Here is a 14,470-nt window from a genome sequence, read left to right on the forward strand (position 1 = left end):
GCTTAATCCTTTTTCGCGAGGCGTGCGTTGTATCCCAGCGGATGCGGCATATTGCGCGCCTGAGCCAGTTCGATCTGACGCTGGCGCTCACGGGCACCGGCACGGGTTTTCTCTGGCAATGAGTCCCAGCAATGCGGGCAACTCACGCCGGGCGTGTAAAACTCGGACTCGCGGTCTTCTGTCGAAATCGGCGTGCGGCAAGCGTGGCACTGATCATACTCACCTTCGCTAAGGTCGTGGCGCACGGTGACCCGGTTATCGAACACGAAGCAGTCGCCCTTCCAGCGGCTCTGCTCCTGCGGCACTTCTTCGAGGTATTTGAGAATGCCGCCCTTGAGGTGAAACACTTCATCGAAGCCTTGATTGAGCATGTAGCTCGAGGCCTTTTCGCAGCGAATGCCGCCGGTGCAGAACATGGCGACTTTCTTGTGCTTGGCCGGATCAAAGTTGGCTTTGATGTAGTCGGGGAATTCGCGGAAGGTTTTGGTCTTCGGGTCGATCGCACCATCGAATGTGCCAATCGACACTTCGTAGTCATTGCGCGTATCGATCAACAGAACTTCCGGGTCTGCGATCAGCGCGTTCCAGTCCTGCGGCTCGACATAGGTGCCGACACGTTTGTTCGGGTCTACACCCTCAACCCCAAGGGTCACGATTTCTTTTTTCAGTTTGACCTTGGTGCGATAGAACGGCTGCTCGTCGCAATAGGATTCTTTGTGGTCGATATCAATCAGGCGCGCATCCTGACGGAACCACTCAAGCAGATTATCGATGCCCGCACGGCTGCCCGAAACAGTGCCGTTAATACCCTCTTCGGCCAGCAGCAATGTGCCTTTGATGCCGTACTCGAGCATGGCGTTGAGCAAAGGCTCACGCAGGTCGTGGAAGTCAGGTAGCGAGACGAATTTGTATAGCGCGGCAACGACAATCTTGTCGGTCATCAGAATATTCCTGCAGTAGTCGCCCACGTAAAGGGCGGACTGGGTAATAAAAAACGCCAGCATCGCTGCTGGCGTTTGTCGATTTTACGGAATTTGCAGCAATTGGTGTAGAGCTGATTTGACCCATGCGTCAACATGGATCATTCCCTGCCCCTGCAATCGAGCTTGTGTGGATCAGTGCGCGTCGTGCTTGCTGCCGCCCAGACAAGTTGGCGACGCGGGGGCGATGCCCTGCGCCTGCCACTCTTGCGCGGTATACGTGTGCAGCGCCAATGCATGCACCTGGCCCATCAGATCGCCCATACAGGCATACACCTTCTGGTGACGCTTAACCGCATTCAACCCGGCAAACTGCTCGCTGACGATCACCGCCTTGTAATGCGTTTCCAGCCCACGGCTGTGCATGTGGCTCTCATCCTGCACGCTCAGGTGTTGCGGTTCGAGTGCAGCCAGCGCGACCTCAATCTGTTCAAGCTTCGACATCAGGGACTCCAATCAAGGTTTTTTAGGGGCGATTTCGTCGGTCATGTCCTGCAGCATTTTGTTCACCTGGGGAACCGCCACCTGCAATTTGGCTTGGGTCAGTTGCGCCGAGCGAGCTGTGAGTTCGGGCATTTTCTGCATGAACTTCTTGCCCAGCGGCGACTGATAGAACTTGATCAGCTCTTTCAATTCCGGCTCACTGAAATTGCTGGTGTAGAGTTTGATCATATCGGGCTTGATTTTGTCCCAGCCCACGGCGCTGTCGATCGCCGCGTTGGCCTTGGCCTGATAACGCTCAAGAGTTGCTTCCTTACCCTTTGGCGAGCCGCTCTCGGCAAAGCGCTGAGCGAACATTTGCTGCACTTGAGCGTGAACAGGAGCCGCCAGCTTGTCTGCTCGCGCCAACAGTAAAAAGCGCTCGGCATCGGCCGCGTGACTGGCGGCATCCGCGAACGCGTTCGCGCTCCCCACAGCCAGCAAGGCAACTGCAAAAACAGCAGATAAACGTGGCATTAAATACTCCAGAATTAGCAAGATGAATCCGTAGGACAGCGCGGACGGTATTTTGTGCCTTAGCCACACAGACCTCAAGCGGCTTAACTGCGTCCTACGCCAACAGCCCGCCTATCTGCTCGCGCATTATCAGCCTCGCCACACCAAAAGTAATGCCCACCATTTTACAGCAGGCGCTCGTCGCGCAGGCTTGCATAGCGTTGATTCACGCGACTTACATCACTCATTCGGCAACCATCGCCAGCGCCCTGATATGCAACACACCAGAACGTTAGCCCCGTACTGTAAGCCCAGCGTCACGGCGTAATTATCTACCCAACGGAACCTGCGAGCCGTTATCACGACCTAAACTGCAAATACCCCTATCAGGAGAATCACATGAGCCGCAAGGAAACCGACAGCATTGGTGCCATCGACGTCCCGGAAGATGCTTATTGGGGCGCGCAGACTCAGCGCTCGCTGATCAACTTTGCGATCGGACAGGAGCGCATGCCCATCGCGGTGGTGCATGCGCTGGCGACCATCAAGAAGGCAGCGGCGCGGGTAAATAATCGTAACGGCAGCCTGCCACAAAATGTCGCCCGCTTGATCGAGCAAGCGGCAGACGAGGTTATCGGCGGCCAGCTGGATGAGCAGTTCCCATTGGTGGTCTGGCAGACCGGCAGCGGCACGCAGACCAACATGAATGTTAACGAGGTGATTGCCGGGCGCGCCAACGAGTTGGCGACCGGTGCACGCGGTGGCAAAAGCCCGGTGCACCCGAATGATCACGTCAACCGTTCGCAAAGCTCGAATGATTGCTTCCCGACCGCCATGCACATTGCAACGGCCAGCGCGGTCTACAACCAATTACTGCCGGCAATTGCCGAACTGTCTGGCGGGCTGGCCGAGCAAGCCGCGCGCCACGGCAACGTTATCAAGACGGGGCGCACCCATATGATGGATGCCACGCCGATCACTTTCGGTCAGGAGCTGTCGGCATTTGTCGCGCAACTGGACTATGCCGAACGCGCCATTCGCAGTGCCCTGCCCGCTGTTTGCGAGCTGGCTCAAGGCGGAACTGCTGTTGGTACAGGCCTGAATGCACCAGCAGGTTTCGCCGAAGCGATTGCCGGGGAGCTGGCAGCGCTCACCGGCATGCCGCTGATCAGCGCGCCGAATAAATTTGCCGCACTGGCTGGGCATGAGCCGCTGACGATTATGTCTGGCGCGCTGAAAACCCTGGCTGCAACGCTGATGAAAATCGCCAATGACTTGCGCTTGCTGGGCTCTGGCCCGCGCGCAGGATTTGCCGAAGTTCGCTTGCCCGCCAATGAGCCGGGCAGCTCGATTATGCCGGGCAAGGTGAATCCAACTCAGTGCGAGGCGCTGTCGATGCTGGCCTGCCAGGTGATGGGTAACGATACAACCATCAGCTTTGCCGCGAGCCAGGGTCACTTGCAGCTGAATGTATTCAAGCCGGTGATCATCAACAGTCTGCTGCAGTCAATCCGGCTGCTGGCGGACGGCTGCAGCAACTTCCAGGCCCACTGCATTGCCGGACTGGAGCCCGACGCGGCAAAGATGTCGGAACATCTGGAGCGCGGCCTGATGCTGGTGACGGCGCTCAATCCACATATTGGCTACGACAAGGCCGCCGAAATCGCCAAACAGGCTTATCAGCAAGGCACCACGTTGCGTGAAGCAGCGTTGCAGTTGGGGTATGTCACCGAGGAGGAGTTTTCAGAATGGGTTCGCCCTGAAAGCATGCTCGGTAACGGGCATACTCACTAGGCAAGCGCCGGCTAACCAGAATGGGGCGCGGTGATTACAGCAGTCAATCTGCAATAGCTGCGCAGCGCTGAACAGGCTGCGCGGCTACTAATTCAAACGGCCTTAACGACCGCCACGCGAGCTCGGCGAGTGCGCAGATTGGCCATTATCGAGGGCGCCAGCGCTGTCAGTGCAGACCCCAGCACCACCAGAACCGCACCACAGTACGCCAGCCCGTTAACCTGTTCAGGTTGCACATAGGCGGGCCACCAAACAGCCGCCAGCGCCACGGACGCAAAGGTCACCAACGGCGTAATCGCCAGCGCAGCACTTACCCGCGAGGCTTGCCAATGCGCCAACGCCTCGGCAAAAGCGCCATAGGCAACCAGCGTGTTCAGGCAGCAAGCCAGTAACAGCCAGCCTTGCACCGGGGTTAACAGCTGCACATCTAACGGCTTGGCCCACGGCGTTAGCAACAGGGCGCACGCGAGATAGATCACCATCATGATCTGCAGCGAATTCCATGAGCTGAGCAGTTGCTTTTGCGCCAACCCGTAAAAGGTCCAGACCAGTGCGGCCAGCATGACCGTTATCACGCCGGTGGTATAGGCGGTCAACGAGCTCAACAACTCGTCGAGGCGCTGATTGAAGAACAAGCCAAAGCCGAGCAATAAAATAGCCAGCCCCACGCCCTGCCCGACGCTGAATTTCTCACGAAAGATGAAGATGCTGCTGATCAGCAACAGAATGGGCGCGACTTGAATAACCAGCTGCGTCGTGCCGGGGCTCAGCAGGTTTAATCCCATCAGGTACAGCACATAATTGCCGGTAAGCCCGAGGATGGCCAGGCAGAGTAAACCGATGCCTTTCTTCCCGAGAATATTGAAACGCGGCAGTCGCCGGGTGGCGGCCAGAAACGCCAGCAGAATCGAGCCTGAAACGAACAGGCGATACCAGGTAACAGTGACTGGATCGAGAGTGGCCAGTACTTGCTTGAGTTTGATCGGCAAAATGCCCCAGAGCACAGCGGTAACCATCGCCAGGAACATGCCGTATGCCCAGCGACCAGAAGAGATATGCATGACAGCCTCAAATTCGCGAAGACCCACTGCATCTGAAGTTGAGCAGTATCGTCTCGCGCAGGGCTATTTTAGCGACGCGCATAGTAACCAGCACAGCTACAGTGCTAGCGCGATAACCGGCAAAACTGTACGGGTGCAACGCGCCGCAAACCTACTTGAATAGCCACAGCCCTTACCCACTGGGGCCTGCAGATTCGACCGCTGGTCAGCAGCCTTAGCAAAACAACAATCGCTGATTAGAATCAAACTCATCAAAATAAAACTTTTGAGTAACTGCTATGTTCTGCAAGCGCAATTGCGATCCACTTCACGGCACCCATTATCGCAGTGAGCGCATCAGCTCGGTAAACGGTCAGTATTTTTTTGCAACGCGGGAAGGCACGCTGGAAGGCCCGTTTTTCACACGGGTAGATGCCTTGCGAGAGATTGATTCGTACATCAACCGGATGTTCATTGCGCGGCAATTGCCTAAACATCGCTCAATGAAAAACAGCCACTAACCGCGCAGGCCCGGCAAATCTCAAAGCGTCTTTGCCAGACCCCAGCGGTTATTCGATCAGCTCAACGATTCAAACAGCCCCGTTGCGCCCATACCGCCGCCCACACACATGGTGACGATGCCATAACGCAGTTTGCGGCGCTGCAACTCGCGCACCAGATGGCCGACCTGACGCGAGCCAGTCATGCCGAACGGGTGACCGATGGAGATTGAGCCGCCGTTGACGTTGTACTTGTCGTTGTCGATTTCCAGGCGATCCCGGCAATACAGGCACTGCGACGCGAACGCCTCGTTGAGTTCCCACAGATCAATATCCGCCACGCTCAGGCCTTTGGCTTTCAGCAGCTTGGGCACCGAGAAAACCGGACCGATGCCCATCTCATCCGGCTCACAGCCCGACACGGTAAAGCCACGGAAAATCGCCCGCGGGGTCAGGCCCAGCTCAAGCGCTTTGTCCATGCTCATGACCAGCGTCATGGAAGCACCATCGGAAAGTTGCGACGCATTACCGGCGGTTACCGAGCCATCCTCGGCAAACACAGGCTTCAAGCCGGCCAAATCCTGCAGGGTGGTACTCGGACGGTTGCAATCGTCACGGTCAACAATGCCATCGAGAATCGACTTCTCGCCTGTGGCTTTGTCTTCGACCTGATACTTGACGCTCATCGGCACAATTTCGTCTTCAAACAAACCCTCTTTCTGGGCTGCTGCAGTACGCTGCTGGCTTTGCAACGCATAGGCATCCTGCGCCTCACGCGTAACGCCATAACGGCGCGCAACGATCTCGGCAGTGCGGCCCATCGGGTAGTAAATACCGGGGATTTTTTCCTGGATAATCGGATTGAAGAGGTGATCGGTATTGATGCTCTTCATGGTCATGGTGATCGACTCGACACCACCGGCCACAATCACATCACTGCAACCCGAGGCGATCTGGTTGGCCGCAATGGCGATGGCTTGCAAACCGGACGAGCAATAGCGGTTGAGCGTCATGCCCGGCACCTGAATACCGAGGCCAGACAACACGGCCACGTTGCGGCCGATGTTCATGCCCTGAGCGCCTTCGTTAGAACCGGCACCGACTACGCAGTCTTCAACCAGAGCAGGGTCCAGGTTGTTACGTTCGAGCAGCGCGTTCACGCAATGCGCTGCCATGTCGTCTGGACGGGTCAGATTGAACTGGCCGCGAAAAGACTTGGCCAGACCGGTTCGTACGCTATCTACAATCACTACTTCACGCATGACACACCTCGGAGTTGATGATGTTGGGCATGAACTTAGGATAATTCCGCTCAATATCGATTCGCGACGATCATTCATCGCTTGTATGCGCGAACATCCTGCCGCGCGCTACAGCACTAGTCTTTAGCAAATGCGGCTTCCAAAGCCTCATTGATGGTGCGCAGTACTTTGATCCGGGCGAAGTACTTATTGTTGGCCTCGACCAGTGTCCACGGGGCAATCCGGGTACTGGTGCGGTCGACCATGTCGCCCACTGCATCGCGGTAAACCTCCCACTTTTCGCGGTTGCGCCAGTCATCTTCGGTAATCTTGTAACGTTTGAACGGGATCTTTTCGCGCGCCTGAAAACGCTCAAGCTGCGTTTGCTTGTCGATGGCCAGCCAGAACTTCACCAGCACCACGCCTGAGTCTGTCAGCTGCTCTTCAAAATCATTAATCTCGCCATACGCTCGCAACCAGTCGCTCGGGCTGCAAAAACCTTCAACCCGCTCAACCAATACACGGCCATACCAGGAACGGTCGAAAACCGTGAATTTGCCGCGCGCGGGGATATGCCGCCAGAAACGCCACAAGTAGGGCTGCGCCAGCGCCTCCTCGGTGGGCGCTGCGATTGGCACAATCCGGTATTGGCGCGGGTCCAGCGCGGCGGCAACGCGGCGAATTGCACCGCCCTTGCCAGCCGCATCGTTACCTTCAAAAACTGTGACCAGCGAATGCCGGCGCATGCGTTTGTCGCGCATCAATCCGGATAACCGCGCCTGCTCGATCACCAGCTGCTCTTTGTAATCCGACTTCTCAAGCGCCTGGCTCATGTCCAGGCTGTCGAGCAACGTGCGGTTGTCGATGCTTGAAGTCAGCGGCGCCGAATGCGGATGCGGTCGCTGAACAGCCTGGGCTTTCAGGGCGGCCTGCAAGCCGTCGAGCAATACTTTGCCAACGGTCAGACTGCGGTAGTTTTCATCAAAGCCTTCAACCACATACCAAGGTGCGTAATCTCGGCTGGAGCGGCGCAGCACGCGCTCTCCGTAGCGTACAAACTTGTCGTAGGTTTTCGACTGTTGCCAGTCCAGCGGGCTGATCCGCCAACTGTGCAGCGGGTCGTCCTTGAGCGACTTCAGGCGGTTTTCCATCTGCTTTTTCGACAGATGAAACCAGAATTTGAAGATCAGCGTGCCTTCATCCGAGAGCATGCGCTCAAGGCTCTCGGCCGTGTCTATCGATTGATCCATCACGGCGTCTTTGAACCGGCCATGCACGCGCCCCTGAAGGATCTGGCTGTACCAATTGCCAAAGAAAATCCCCATGCGCCCTTTCGGTGGGAGCTGGCGCCAAAAGCGCCAGGCCGGTGGACGGGCCAGTTCTTCATCGGTAGGTGCATCAAAGGTGCTGACTTCGATTAACCGGGGGTCCATCCACTCGTTCAACAGTTTGACGGTTTCGCCCTTACCGGCGCCCTCAATCCCGTTGATAAGAATCAGCACCGCAAACCGGCCCTGCTGACTCAATTCGTATTGCGCCTCCAGCAATGCTTCACGCAGCGCTGGAACTGCCAGATCATAAGTTTCTTTATCAATGGTGCGGCCAATCTCGGCGGACTCGAACATACGCTACTCCCTGATTTGCATACATCAGCCTAGCGGATGATCAGGGGTTCTGTCTGAGCTATAAGCATGGGTTTTCAAGAAAAACGCTTAGCTCGAGCCTCAGCGATTGCATGGATACGGGGCTTTATCAGTTAAAATGCGCGCTGCATTTGCCAGGTAGCCGTCATGTCGCAAACACCAGTCATCGAATACGCTCAGCTCGAATGGGATGAACAAGGCCTGCCCTTCTCCAGTGCCTATGGCGACATTTACTTTTCACGCGATGACGGCCTCGAGGAAACCCGCGTGGTGTTTCTCGAAAACAACCACCTGCCCGAACGCTTTGCGGCGCTGCAAGCCAACGATACGTTTGTGATTGCCGAGACCGGTTTTGGCACCGGCATGAATTTTTTATGCGCCTGGCAACTGTTTAATCGACAAGCGCCCGCCTCTGCACGCCTGCACTTTATAAGCGTGGAGAAATACCCGCTGAGCCCCGATGACTTAAAACGCGCATTGGCACTCTGGCCAGAACTGGTTGAGTTCTCAGAGCCGCTGCTCGGCCAGTACGTGGCCATTCATCCAGGCTTTCAACGCATAAAACTAGCCGGTGGGCGCGTTGTGCTGGACCTGCTGGTCGGTGATGGCGTCGAGATGTTCAGCCAACTCGATGCACGCGTGAATGCTTGGTTTCTCGATGGCTTTGCACCTGGGAAAAACCCGCGACTGTGGTCGCCTGAACTGTTCGAGCAAGTTGCCAGGCTTTCAGTAACAGGCACCAGTTTTGGCACATTCAGCAGCGCCGGGGTGGTACGCCGCGCGCTTAAAGAAGCGGGCTTTACGGTGAAACGCGTACCGGGCATTGGCAAGAAATGGGAGTTCATCAAAGGTGAATTTGCCGGCGAGTCGGTAGCCGTGCAAAAACCCTGGTTTGCGCGCCCGGTTAACCCGGTTAAAGAGCGCAACGCACTGGTTATAGGTGCTGGGCTGGCGGGCTGCGCAACGGCTGCAAGCCTGGCCCAGCGCGGCTGGAAGGTGACCTTACTGGAGCGTCATTCAAGCATTGCTGCGGAGGCGTCGGGCAACCCGCAAGGCGTGTTGTACCTGAAGCTGTCCGCGCACGGCACGGCACTTTCACGGCTGATTGTCAGTGGTTTCGGCTACACCCGCCGTCAACTTGAGCGGCTGAACAAGGGGCTCGACTGGGACAACTGCGGCGTCCTGCAACTGGCGTTTGACGACAAGGAGGCGCAGCGTCAGGCAAAGATCGCTCAGGCATTCCCGCAAGCCCTGGTGCAGAACATCAGCCAGAGCCAGGCCGAAACCATTGCCGGGGTCAAGCTTGAAAGTGGCGGTCTGTACTACCCCCAAGCCGGCTGGGTTCATCCTCCGGCCTTGTGCCAAAGCCTGGGTGCACATGCCAATATCACCCTGCAACTGCATCAGGACGCCCTGCAACTCACGCGAGAAGACGGACTTTGGCAAGCCCGCAATGGCGAGCAATTACTTGCCAGCGCCGAGGTTGTCGTGCTGGCAGGCGCCGCCGATATCAAACAGTATGAGTACAGCGCCGAATTGCCGCTGAAACGCATTCGCGGGCAAATCACCCGCCTGCCCGAAACTGTGCAAAGCGCTGAACTCAATACCGTCATTTGTGCCGAAGGTTATGTGGCTCCAGCCCGCGATGGCGAACACACACTCGGCGCCAGCTTTGACTTTAACAGTAACGATTTAACGGCTAACGCGCGCGATCATGCAGGCAACATCGAGTTATTGGAAGCAATCTCCAGCGACCTAAGCCAACGACTCAACGCACGCGAATACCCGGCTGAGTCACTGCAAGGCCGCGCTGCATTTCGTTGCACCAGCCCGGACTATCTGCCCATCGTCGGGCCTCTGGCCGACCTGCCCGCCTTCGCTGATGCCTATGCGATTCTGAGCAAGGATGCGCGTCAGGTACCGGAGATTAAATGCCCCTGGCTCCCGGGTTTGTATATCAATAGCGGCCACGGCTCACGCGGTTTGATTACCGCGCCATTGAGCGGCGAGATGATTGCCGCATGGCTCAATGATGAGCCATTGCCAGTGCCACGTGATGTAGCAGAGGGCTGCCATCCCAACCGCTTCGCACTGCGCAAATTGGTTCGCAATCTCTAGCTGAAATGCGCCTACGCGCCCTACACCTTTGATCGGTGGCGGTTGCAAAACTGCGCCTACGCAACAATACTCCCCCCTGTATATATACTCCCAGGGGTATAAGAGAAAACCGATGACGACACCAACACCTAACCAACAGGACGCCATGCTCAAGCGCCTGGCCCGCGTTGAGGGGCAGATTCGCGGCATTCAGGCCATGATTCGCCGTGGCGAAGAATGCGAGTCGATTGCTCAACAGTTCTCGGCCGCCCGCAAGGCGCTGGATAAAGCCTATCAGGAGATGCTGGCCTGCCTGCTTGAGGAAACCATGCTCAACGAAAATGGCGACGCCCAGGCCACTCTCGCCCGAGTGCGCGCCATTTTCACCAAATACACCTGAAAGCCGATCTCAGTGTGGGGGTAAGCAAATGACCACAGACATCCAGACAATCGATGCTGGCGCATTCGCCGACAAGCAGCGTCAGGGCCAAACCCATTTTTTGCTCGATGTGCGCAGCCCAGCTGAATTTCGTGCCGAACACGTGGCCGGTGCACGCAATGTTCCGCTCGATCAGTTGCAACCCGAGCAGTTGGCAGCACAACTCAAGGCCGATGGCCTGCAGCGCGGCGATGAGCTGTACCTGCTCTGTCAAAGCGGCATGCGCGCACGCAAGGCTGCTGAACAGCTAAAGCAATTATTGCCCGGCGTTCGGGTTATCGACGGCGGCACCAACGCCTGCGTAGCTTGCGGCGTAGCGACGAACAAGGCCGAATCCGCAGTCATCAGTATTCAACGCCAGGTGCAGATCACCGCAGGTTCGCTGGTTCTGCTCGGGGTGATACTGGGCGCAACTCTGTCACCTGCCTGGTTTGGCCTCAGCGCCTTTGTGGGAGCCGGCCTGACCTTCGCCGGCATCAGCAACACCTGCGCCATGGCGCTACTGCTCGCCCGCATGCCGTGGAATAAATGATGGACATGCTGGCCGAGTCGCTCGCAGTTGGCAGCATTCTCGGCTTGCTGCTGGGGCTTACGGGCGCAGGCGGCTCGCTAGTCGCCCTGCCCTTGCTGCTCAGCCTGCACTTGCCACTGCGCGACGCGATTGGCGTGAGCTTGGGCGCTGTCGCGTTAACCGCACTGGTCGGCGCCATACCCCGCGCCCGGCAAGGCATGGTTGCATGGAAACCGGCGCTACTGCTGACGCTCAGCGGTTTGCCGGGCAACGCAATGGGCCAATGGCTGGGCCAATTTATACCAGAAAAAGCCCTGGTCGTGGCCTTCTGCTTGCTCGTGCTTTGGGCCGCGTGGCGGATGTGGCGCAGCAGCAGTTTGCCACGTGCGAGCGAAGGCCCATTACGCAGCGGGCCACTGGTGCTGATTGGCATTGGCGTCGGCCTGTTGTCGGGACTGATGGGCGTCGGCGGCGGCTTTCTGGTAGTGCCTGCACTGTTGTGGTTTACCCCGCTGTCGCTGCTGTCGGCCATGGCCACATCGATGGCGGTGATTTCACTGGTATCAGGCGGAGGATTTTTACTTTACCTGAGCCACGCCAGCCCATCGCCACAGCTACTCGCAGGGCTAACTGCGGGCGGCGCTGTCGGGGTAATGGCCGGCAACTTTCTGGCCCAACGCATTGGCGGGCGTTTGCTGCAAAGAATATTTGCACTGATGCTGGTCGTCGTCAGCCTGACGCTTGCAGCTCAAAAACTCTTTGCAGGCAGCTGAACCAGCTAGCCGCTAACGACGCCTATTGCGCACGAAATCGCCAGCAAAATTGGCCACACCCAGACTGACGAATGTTGCCTCAACGACGAGTCAAACTTGCAGCAAACACTCAGACTCACTCGACTTCGGCACACAACTCTGCCGCGCGCAGCAATGTCGCGGTCAGCTGATAGCGCTCCCACTCTGCCAGCTCAGCAAAGTGTTTATTGAACTCGGGCGGCAACAGTGAAGGCGCCTGCTTGAGCAATTCCCGCCCGGCATCACTGATCAACAGCCATTGGCGCCGACGGTCCTGATCATCACGTTGGCGATGCAACAGGTTGCGCTCTTCAAGCCGGTCGATCATGCCCGACAGCGTCGCGGCAGTGAGACTCACGCGACCGCTCAAATCACTTGCCGTTAATCGGGCCTCACCCGCCAACACTTGCAATATCATCAACTGCATCGGCGTCAGCCCGCCAAAGCGACTGAGCCTCTTGGCATGCACCTCTCCCGCCTGCTGCAAACGGCGCAAGGCCTTGAAAATCGGCATTTCGAAGGCCAAAACAGATGACAAATCCATTTCAGTAGAAACTATTTTTTTAGACATATTCGCCTTTCATAAGACATTAAAGCTTTGACATGAAAGCATTATTTTGTTTTCGTGTAAAAGGTTCGGTGCATCCGAACACCTCCCCAACGGCAACACCGGTAAGGAAATATGTGCGGAATAGCTGGAGAATTACGTTTTGATCAACGACCGGCCGACCTGGCTGCAGTCGAGCGAATCACCCATCATCTGGCCCCTCGCGGCCCGGATGCCCATGGTTTTCACAGCCAGGGGCCAATAGCCCTCGGCCACCGACGCCTGAAAATTATGGATCTGGCGGAAGCTTCCGGCCAACCCATGATCGACAGCGATCTGGGTTTGTCGATGGTCTTCAATGGCGCCATCTACAACTACCCTGAATTGCGCGAAGAGCTCAAAGCATTGGGCTATCGCTTCTTCTCGGGTGGCGACACCGAAGTCCTGCTCAAGGGCTATCACGCTTGGGGTAAAGATTTGCTGCCCAAGCTCAACGGCATGTTTGCCTTTGCCGTTTGGGAGCGCGATACCCAGCAGCTCTTCATCGCCCGCGACCGCCTCGGGGTCAAACCCCTGTATCTGTCGCGTACCGGCCAGCGCCTGCGCTTCGCGTCAAGCCTGCCAGCCTTGGTAAAAGGCGGCGACATCAGCAAAGCACTCGACCCGATTGCACTGAATCATTATCTCAATTTCCACGCCGTCGTGCCGGCTCCGCGGACGATTCTTGCCGGTGTCGAAAAACTCGCACCTGCCAGTTGGATGCGCTTTGACGCACAGGGCAACTGCGAGCAACAGACCTGGTGGCATCTTGAGTTCGGCCCTAAAGCCGATGAGCAGGCATTCGAGTTCGAAGACTGGCGTGATCAAGTGCTCACCAGCATGCGCGAAGCCGTTTCGATTCGCCAACGCGCCGCCGTTGACGTCGGTGTACTGCTTTCTGGCGGCGTTGATTCGAGCATGCTGGTTGGCTTGCTGCGTGAAGCGGGCGTCGAGAATCTGTCGACCTTCTCGATCGGTTTTCAGGACGCCGGTGGCGAACGTGGTGACGAGTTCCAGTACTCAGACCTGATCGCAGAGCGCTTCAACACCCAACACCACCAATTGCGCATTGGTGAGAGCGAGATTCTTGACCAGTTGCCTGCCGCATTTGGCGCCATGAGCGAGCCGATGGTCAGCCATGACTGCATCGCGTTCTACTTGCTCTCACGCGAAGTCGCCAAACACTGCAAAGTGGTGCAAAGCGGCCAGGGTGCCGATGAGTTGTTTGCAGGCTATCACTGGTACCCGGAAGTGGATGGTGCAGACGATGCATTCGCTGCCTATCGCAAGGCCTTCTTCGACCGCGAGCATGATGAATATGCAGCCTGCGTACAGCCCGCCTGGCTGACCGATGACCACGCAGGTGAGTTCGTTCGGGAACACTTCGCAAAGCCCGGCGCCAGTGCGGCGGTAGACAAGGCATTGCGCCTGGACAGCACCGTAATGCTGGTCGATGACCCGGTTAAGCGTGTCGACAACATGACCATGGCCTGGGGCCTGGAGGCGCGCACACCGTTCCTCGATTATCGCGTTGCGGAACTCTCGGCACGTATTCCGGGTCGATTCAAGTTACCGGAAGGCGGCAAATACGTCTTGAAAGAAGCCGCTCGAAAAGTCATTCCGGATGCTGTGATTGACCGCAAGAAGGGTTACTTCCCCGTACCGGGTTTGAAGCACCTTGAAGGCGCAACACTGGGCTGGGTACGCGACTTGCTGGTTGATCCGAGCCAGGATCGTGGCCTGTTCAACCCGGCGATGATCGACAAACTGTTGTCGGACCCGCATGGCCAGCTGACACCGCTGCGCGGCTCCAAATTATGGCAAATGGCGGCACTCAACCTCTGGCTTAACGAACAGGGGCTGTAACGAAAAAAAGCGGAGTGCATGTGCACTCCGCGTTGGTTTATCAGGC

14 protein-coding genes are annotated in these 14,470 nt (G+C 57.2%); 7 read left to right on the top strand and 7 right to left on the bottom strand.

Features of this window, described 5'->3' with window-relative positions; translation table 11 throughout:
- Positions 1 to 2: 2 nt before the first annotated feature.
- From trhO to BM395_RS20715, 3 genes are all read right to left on the bottom strand, one after another.
- The gene (gene trhO, locus BM395_RS20705) at positions 3 to 941 is read right to left on the bottom strand and encodes an oxygen-dependent tRNA uridine(34) hydroxylase TrhO (protein ID WP_090515330.1); all 939 of its coding nucleotides are present in this window, start codon (positions 939 to 941) and stop codon (positions 3 to 5) included.
- A 174-nt stretch (positions 942 to 1,115) separates the two neighbouring features.
- Positions 1,116 to 1,424, bottom strand: coding sequence for a BolA family protein (locus BM395_RS20710; RefSeq protein WP_090515332.1), 309 nt, complete (start codon positions 1,422 to 1,424; stop codon positions 1,116 to 1,118).
- 12 nt (positions 1,425 to 1,436) lie between these two features.
- Complete coding sequence (locus tag BM395_RS20715; RefSeq protein WP_090515334.1) at positions 1,437 to 1,937, bottom strand: DUF2059 domain-containing protein; 501 nt, start codon at positions 1,935 to 1,937, stop codon at positions 1,437 to 1,439.
- 378 nt (positions 1,938 to 2,315) lie between these two features.
- Here BM395_RS20715 and BM395_RS20720 point away from each other — a divergent pair, with 378 nt between their 5' ends.
- Complete coding sequence (locus BM395_RS20720) at positions 2,316 to 3,710, top strand: class II fumarate hydratase (protein ID WP_090515336.1); 1,395 nt, start codon at positions 2,316 to 2,318, stop codon at positions 3,708 to 3,710.
- Between the two features lie 92 nt (positions 3,711 to 3,802).
- On the opposite strand, the gene BM395_RS20725 is transcribed toward BM395_RS20720, so the two are convergent.
- Positions 3,803 to 4,771, bottom strand: a complete 969-nt coding sequence (locus BM395_RS20725) for a DMT family transporter (RefSeq protein WP_090515338.1) — start codon at positions 4,769 to 4,771, stop codon at positions 3,803 to 3,805.
- A 278-nt stretch (positions 4,772 to 5,049) separates the two neighbouring features.
- Here BM395_RS20725 and BM395_RS20730 point away from each other — a divergent pair, with 278 nt between their 5' ends.
- A complete protein-coding gene (locus tag BM395_RS20730) occupies positions 5,050 to 5,271 on the top strand; it encodes a DUF6316 family protein (RefSeq protein ID WP_090515340.1) in 222 nt (73 codons plus the stop codon).
- A 56-nt stretch (positions 5,272 to 5,327) separates the two neighbouring features.
- On the opposite strand, the gene BM395_RS20735 is transcribed toward BM395_RS20730, so the two are convergent.
- The gene (locus tag BM395_RS20735) at positions 5,328 to 6,512 is read right to left on the bottom strand and encodes a thiolase family protein (RefSeq protein WP_069900472.1); all 1,185 of its coding nucleotides are present in this window, start codon (positions 6,510 to 6,512) and stop codon (positions 5,328 to 5,330) included.
- A 116-nt stretch (positions 6,513 to 6,628) separates the two neighbouring features.
- Entirely contained in the window at positions 6,629 to 8,116 is a 1,488-nt protein-coding gene (gene pap, locus BM395_RS20740; RefSeq protein ID WP_090515343.1) for a polyphosphate:AMP phosphotransferase, read from the bottom strand.
- Positions 8,117 to 8,281: 165 nt separating this feature from the next.
- Here pap and mnmC point away from each other — a divergent pair, with 165 nt between their 5' ends.
- The 4 genes from mnmC to BM395_RS20760 all read left to right on the top strand — a co-directional run bounded on the left by mnmC (position 8,282) and on the right by BM395_RS20760 (position 11,954).
- Entirely contained in the window at positions 8,282 to 10,252 is a 1,971-nt protein-coding gene (gene mnmC / locus BM395_RS20745) for a bifunctional tRNA (5-methylaminomethyl-2-thiouridine)(34)-methyltransferase MnmC2/FAD-dependent 5-carboxymethylaminomethyl-2-thiouridine(34) oxidoreductase MnmC1 (protein ID WP_090515345.1), read from the top strand.
- Positions 10,253 to 10,364: 112 nt separating this feature from the next.
- The gene (locus BM395_RS20750; protein WP_069900475.1) at positions 10,365 to 10,631 is read left to right on the top strand and encodes a metal-sensing transcriptional repressor; all 267 of its coding nucleotides are present in this window, start codon (positions 10,365 to 10,367) and stop codon (positions 10,629 to 10,631) included.
- A 28-nt stretch (positions 10,632 to 10,659) separates the two neighbouring features.
- On the top strand, positions 10,660 to 11,202 hold the full coding sequence (locus BM395_RS20755; protein WP_090515347.1) for a rhodanese-like domain-containing protein: 543 nt from the start codon (positions 10,660 to 10,662) through the stop codon (positions 11,200 to 11,202).
- On the top strand, positions 11,199 to 11,954 hold the full coding sequence (locus tag BM395_RS20760) for a sulfite exporter TauE/SafE family protein (protein WP_090515349.1): 756 nt from the start codon (positions 11,199 to 11,201) through the stop codon (positions 11,952 to 11,954). The genes BM395_RS20755 and BM395_RS20760 overlap by 4 nt, the downstream gene beginning before the upstream one ends.
- Before the next feature lie 115 nt (positions 11,955 to 12,069).
- Here BM395_RS20760 and BM395_RS20765 read toward each other — a convergent pair whose 3' ends face one another.
- Complete coding sequence (locus BM395_RS20765; protein WP_090515351.1) at positions 12,070 to 12,543, bottom strand: MarR family winged helix-turn-helix transcriptional regulator; 474 nt, start codon at positions 12,541 to 12,543, stop codon at positions 12,070 to 12,072.
- 111 nt (positions 12,544 to 12,654) lie between these two features.
- Between BM395_RS20765 and BM395_RS20770 the strand changes: the two genes are divergently transcribed.
- Positions 12,655 to 14,424 (top strand): N-acetylglutaminylglutamine amidotransferase, encoded by a 1,770-nt coding sequence (locus tag BM395_RS20770; protein WP_090515353.1) that lies wholly within the window; start codon positions 12,655 to 12,657, stop codon positions 14,422 to 14,424.
- Positions 14,425 to 14,470: the final 46 nt, after the last annotated feature.

Source organism: Pseudomonas marincola (genome assembly GCF_900116605.1).
Classification (GTDB): Bacteria; Pseudomonadota; Gammaproteobacteria; order Pseudomonadales; family Pseudomonadaceae; genus Aquipseudomonas; species Aquipseudomonas marincola.